The following is a 4,755-nucleotide window of genomic DNA, read 5'->3' as shown; positions in this document are numbered from 1 at the left end:
TCCCTGCGCTAGTTCATGCAGACACATGGCAGAATGAAGGGCTATGGGCGAGGAGCAGTTTGAGATCAGGTACCCATCGGGGACGGATGACCCGTTGTCGGACGCGGAGATTCAACAGTATCGGCAGGAAATTGACCGGCTGGACCGCGTGATCTTGGACGCAGTGAAGCGCCGCTCCGAGATCTCCCGCGCTATCGGAAAAACTCGTATGGGGTCGGGGGGCACACGCCTAGTGCACACCCGTGAAGTGGCCATCATCAACCAGTTCCGGGATGAACTGGGGGAAGAAGGACCAAACCTCGCCGCAATCCTGCTCAGGCTTGGGCGAGGCAAACTCGGCTAGGGCCCAGAGACTGGGCCCTATGGATTAAGGAAGTGGGCCCTAGTTTTGTTCGAGCGAATCGAGTACAACCTCGAATTCAAGCAGCTCTGCGCCGGTAGCCACCGGCTTGCGGGGCTGCTCCCCTTCTTTGTTGGCATGAGCGGCCTGGCCTTCGCCGGCCCACCATGCATCGTAGGACTCCTGGTCCGCCCAACGGGTGACCACGAAGTAGCGGTCCTCCCCCTTTACCGGGCGTAGTAATTGGAAGCCTTCGAAGCCTGGCTGACTGTCGATTGCGTGCTTGCGTGCCTGGAAACGCTCCTCGAGCTTTTCGCCAGCACCTTCTGGGACAGTGATTGCGTTAATTTTGACGATGCTCATGGCCCCATTATGACCCAAAATTTCACTAACCTGGGAGGCACACATTTATTTCCTCGATGATCAGCTCCCAAGGACACGCTATGACTGATTCCTCCGTCACCCCCTCCCGCGATATCACCCAGACCCAGGCATGGAAGAACTTGCAAAAACTTCATGCAGAGAAGAAAGCAATGACTCTGCGAGAGCTGTTTGACCGGGATGAGCAGCGTGCGCAGAAATACACGTTCGACGCCGCAGGCCTCCACGTCGACCTGTCCAAGAACCTGTTGGATGAGGACATCTTGGATGCCCTAGTGGCCCTGGCGGAAGAAGCCGACTTGAAGCACGCAACGGAGCAGATGTTCCAGGGGGCTCATATCAACTCCACGGAGGACCGTGCGGTGCTCCACACCGCGCTGCGCCTGCCTGCGGAGGAGCATCTCACCGTCGATGGTCAGGATGTCGCCGCTGATGTGCACGAGGTCCTCGGTCGCATGCGAGATTTCGCGTCTAAGCTGCGCTCTGGTGCATGGTTGGGGCACACGGGCCACACCATTAAGAAGGTGGTCAACATTGGTATCGGCGGTTCAGACTTGGGGCCTGCGATGGCAGCCAGGGCCCTGCGCACCTACGCCACGGCGGGGATCACAGCGGAGTTTGTTTCCAATGTTGATCCAGCAGACATGGTCAGTGTCCTCGATGAGGCAGATCCGGGTGAGACGCTGTTCATCGTCGCCTCCAAGACTTTCACTACACAGGAAACGCTCTCCAATGCGCACGCCGCGAAGCGTTGGCTGTTGGAGCAGTTTGATGGGGATGAATCCGCCATCGCTAAGCACTTCGTCGCAGTGTCCACGAATGCAGAGAAGGTTGCGGAGTTCGGCATTGATACGGAGAACATGTTCCCGTTCTGGGATTGGGTTGGTGGCCGCTATTCCGTCGATTCCGCGATCGGCCTCAGCCTCATGGCTGTCATCGGCCCCCTCGATTTTATGCGTTTCCTCGAAGGCTTCCACACCATGGACGAGCACTTCCGTACCACCGACATCTGCGAGAACATCCCAGCTCTTATGGGCCTGTTGAACATCTGGTACCGCAACTTCCACGGTGCCGCCACGCACGCAGTGCTCCCCTACTCGCAGGACCTCGCGCGCTTCCCCGCGTACCTGCAACAACTCACCATGGAGTCGAACGGCAAGTCTGTGCTTATCGACGGCTCACCGGTCCCCACCGACACCGGAGAAGTCTTCTGGGGCGAACCAGGAACCAACGGCCAGCACGCATTCTTCCAGCTCATGCACCAAGGCACCTCCATGATCCCCGCTGACTTCATCGGTTTTGCCCGCCCGAAAGAAGACCTGCCCACCGCTACCGGCGAAGGCTCCATGCACGACCTACTCATGGGCAACTTCTTCGCGCAGACCAAGGTACTGGCGTTTGGGAAGACGGTGGAAGAGGTGGAAGCGGGGGGCGTCGATAAGCAATTGGCCCCGCACAAAGTGATGCCTGGAAATCGACCGACAACGACGATCCTCGCAGACGAGCTCACGCCGCACGTACTGGGTGCGCTCATCGCTTTGTATGAGCACATCACGTTCACGCAGGGCGTGATCTGGGGTATCAACTCCTTCGACCAATGGGGTGTTGAACTGGGCAAAGCTCAAGCCAACGAGCTCGCCGCAGCCGTCTCAGGCGAGGAAGAACCCAATAGTGGGGACTCCTCCACCGACAACCTGATCACCTGGTACCGCAACCACGCTTGATGCGTGCCGCGTGAATCAAAACCGCTGCAAACCATAATAATTTGGTTTGCGGCGGATAAGCTAAGCCAGCATGGGCGATGCCGTTTCACGTGATTCCTACACCCCCAAGCAGCGGACGCGATACCGCCAACTGCTGCTTGATGACCTGGAGAGCTTCGACCGCCACCTCCAGGAGGCCGAATTTGTCGACCACGGCACGATCGGGTTGGAACTTGAGCTCAATCTCGTGGGCGACGATATGGCCCCGGCCGGATGTAATGAGGCCGTGCTCGGGGAACTGTCCGACGAGTACCAAACCGAAGTTGGCCGCTACAACGTGGAGCTCAACCACCCGCCACTCGCGCTGGCGGGGGACGGGCTGCGGCAGCTGCATGAGGGGCTCGATGTGCGGCTGGCGGCCGTGAATAAGGCGGCGCAGAAAGCCGGCGCGCACGTCGCGATGATCGGCACGCTGCCCACCGTCACCACAGACTACCTGCAAAGCGACGAGTGGATGACCCCCGAGAACCGCTATGCTGCGCTGTCCAACATGGTGCTCGAAGCGCGCGGTGAGCTCGTGCATATCGATGTCTCCCGGCAGGAACGCTACCGCGCCACCTTCGACGACATCGCCACCGAATCCACCTGCACCTCCATGCAGCTACACCTCCAGGTGGCGCCAGATCGCTTCCGCGACGCGTGGAATGCTTCCCAGGCTATCGCTGGTGTACAGGTGGCGTTGGGCGCGAACTCACCGTTGTTCATGGGGCACCGCACATGGCATGAATCGCGTATCCCGGTGTTCAAACAATCCATTGACACCCGCACTGCCGTCCTGGTCAACCAGGGTGTGCGGCCACGCGTGTGGTTCGGTGAACGGTGGATCACCAGCGTCTTTGACATGTTCGAAGAGAACGTGCGATATTTTTCGCCGCTCATCCCGGAATCCCGCACCGCCGCCGGCAAACCCATCATGGACGGCAACAGCCCCGCGCTGCACTACCTCAACCTGCACAACGGAACCGTGTGGCGCTGGAACCGGCCCATCTATGACCCCTCGCTGGAACTGTCCCACATCCGCGTGGAAAACCGTCTCCTGCCCGCCGGCCCCACCACCGCCGACATCATCGCGGACGCCGCCTTCTACTACGGTCTAGTGAAATTCCTCGGCGAACAAACCCGCCCCGTCTGGTCCCGCCTGACCTTTGAGGACGCCCGATCGAACTTTTATGAAGGCGCCCGTGACGGCATCGGCGCCACCATGGTCTGGCCAACGCTAGGGCGTATCGACGTATCCAACCTCGTTCTCAACCACCTCCTCGACCAAGCCCACGAAGGCCTGAAAATGCTCAAGGTGAATGAGGACCTCAACGAAAAATACCTGGGCATCATCGAGGGCCGCGCCTGGAACCGCCAAAACGGCGCCACCTGGCAGCTAGACGTTTTGGACAAACTCGGCAACGGCACCAAACCCGACACCCCGGAGCGCCAAGAAGCCCTAGCAAAGATGCTTGCGGTCTACCTGGAAAACCAGAAGTCTGGATCACCGGTTCACACTTGGTCCACTGACGTCCAGTAAGGCAGACTATCCCTCATGTCTGCCATCATCGATTGGATTGTCGGTCTCATGGATACGCTCGGCGCCCCCGGCGTCGGCATTGCCATCCTGCTTGAGAACCTCTTCCCACCCATCCCCTCCGAAGTTGTCCTGCCGCTGGGCGGTTTCACCGTTGCTCAGGGCTCACTGAACTTCGCCGCAGTGTTCATCTGGGCCACCATCGGTTCAGTGGTGGGCGCCTACATTCTGTATGGCGTGGGTGCGTGGCTGGGCGCGGAACGCCTGCGCGCCATCGCGGACTGGATGTGGCTGGTCAAGGCCTCAGACGTGGACAAATCCCTCGAATGGTTTGACCGCCACGGCCGTCCATCCATTCTGTTTGGCCGTTTGATTCCCGGCATCCGCTCCCTCATTTCCATCCCCGCCGGCCTGGACCGCATGAACCTGCTCACCTTTGGTCTTTGGACCACCCTTGGTTCCGCCGTCTGGAACTTCATCCTTATTTATCTGGGTTTCACGCTAGGCGACAACTGGGAAGCCGTGACCACCTACATCGACCAGTACTCAAAGGTCGTCTATGTCCTGTTGATCCTGGTGATGCTGGGATTCCTCGTATTCTTTATCAGGCGCGATGTGAAGGAAAAACAGGCTGATTAGTTGGGGTTTGACTTGGCTCGGGGCTCGCGTGCCCGGAGTGTTCGCGTGTTCAGGGTGAAGGATTCAACACCGCGCCTCGCAGCGAACTGGGGCTTTAGATAAACGACAGGCCCCCG

5 protein-coding genes are annotated in these 4,755 nt (G+C 59.4%); 4 read left to right on the top strand and 1 reads right to left on the bottom strand.

Annotation, left to right across the window (positions count from 1 at the left end):
* Positions 1–43: 43 nt before the first annotated feature.
* Entirely contained in the window at positions 44–343 is a 300-nt protein-coding gene (locus HMPREF2129_RS10320; protein ID WP_034666328.1) for a chorismate mutase, read from the top strand.
* A gap of 39 nt (positions 344–382) precedes the next feature.
* Here the strand turns inward: HMPREF2129_RS10320 and HMPREF2129_RS10315 are convergent, their stop codons facing one another.
* Positions 383–703 (bottom strand): antibiotic biosynthesis monooxygenase family protein, encoded by a 321-nt coding sequence (locus HMPREF2129_RS10315; protein WP_034666326.1) that lies wholly within the window; start codon positions 701–703, stop codon positions 383–385.
* An 80-nt stretch (positions 704–783) separates the two neighbouring features.
* On the opposite strand from HMPREF2129_RS10315, the gene pgi reads away from it, so the two are divergent.
* From pgi to HMPREF2129_RS10300, 3 genes are all read left to right on the top strand, one after another.
* Positions 784–2,445 (top strand): glucose-6-phosphate isomerase, encoded by a 1,662-nt coding sequence (gene pgi / locus HMPREF2129_RS10310; protein WP_084576815.1) that lies wholly within the window; start codon positions 784–786, stop codon positions 2,443–2,445.
* 70 nt (positions 2,446–2,515) lie between these two features.
* Entirely contained in the window at positions 2,516–4,003 is a 1,488-nt protein-coding gene (locus HMPREF2129_RS10305) for a glutamate-cysteine ligase family protein (RefSeq protein ID WP_034666324.1), read from the top strand.
* 15 nt (positions 4,004–4,018) lie between these two features.
* Entirely contained in the window at positions 4,019–4,639 is a 621-nt protein-coding gene (locus HMPREF2129_RS10300; protein WP_034666322.1) for a DedA family protein, read from the top strand.
* The last annotated feature ends 116 nt before the right edge of the window (positions 4,640–4,755 follow it).

It is taken from the genome of Corynebacterium tuscaniense DNF00037 (genome assembly GCF_000759055.1).
In the GTDB taxonomy this organism is placed as follows: domain Bacteria; phylum Actinomycetota; class Actinomycetes; order Mycobacteriales; family Mycobacteriaceae; genus Corynebacterium; species Corynebacterium tuscaniense.
Note: the sequence above shows the minus strand (reverse complement) of the source record. Positions and strands in the feature narration are given on the sequence as shown.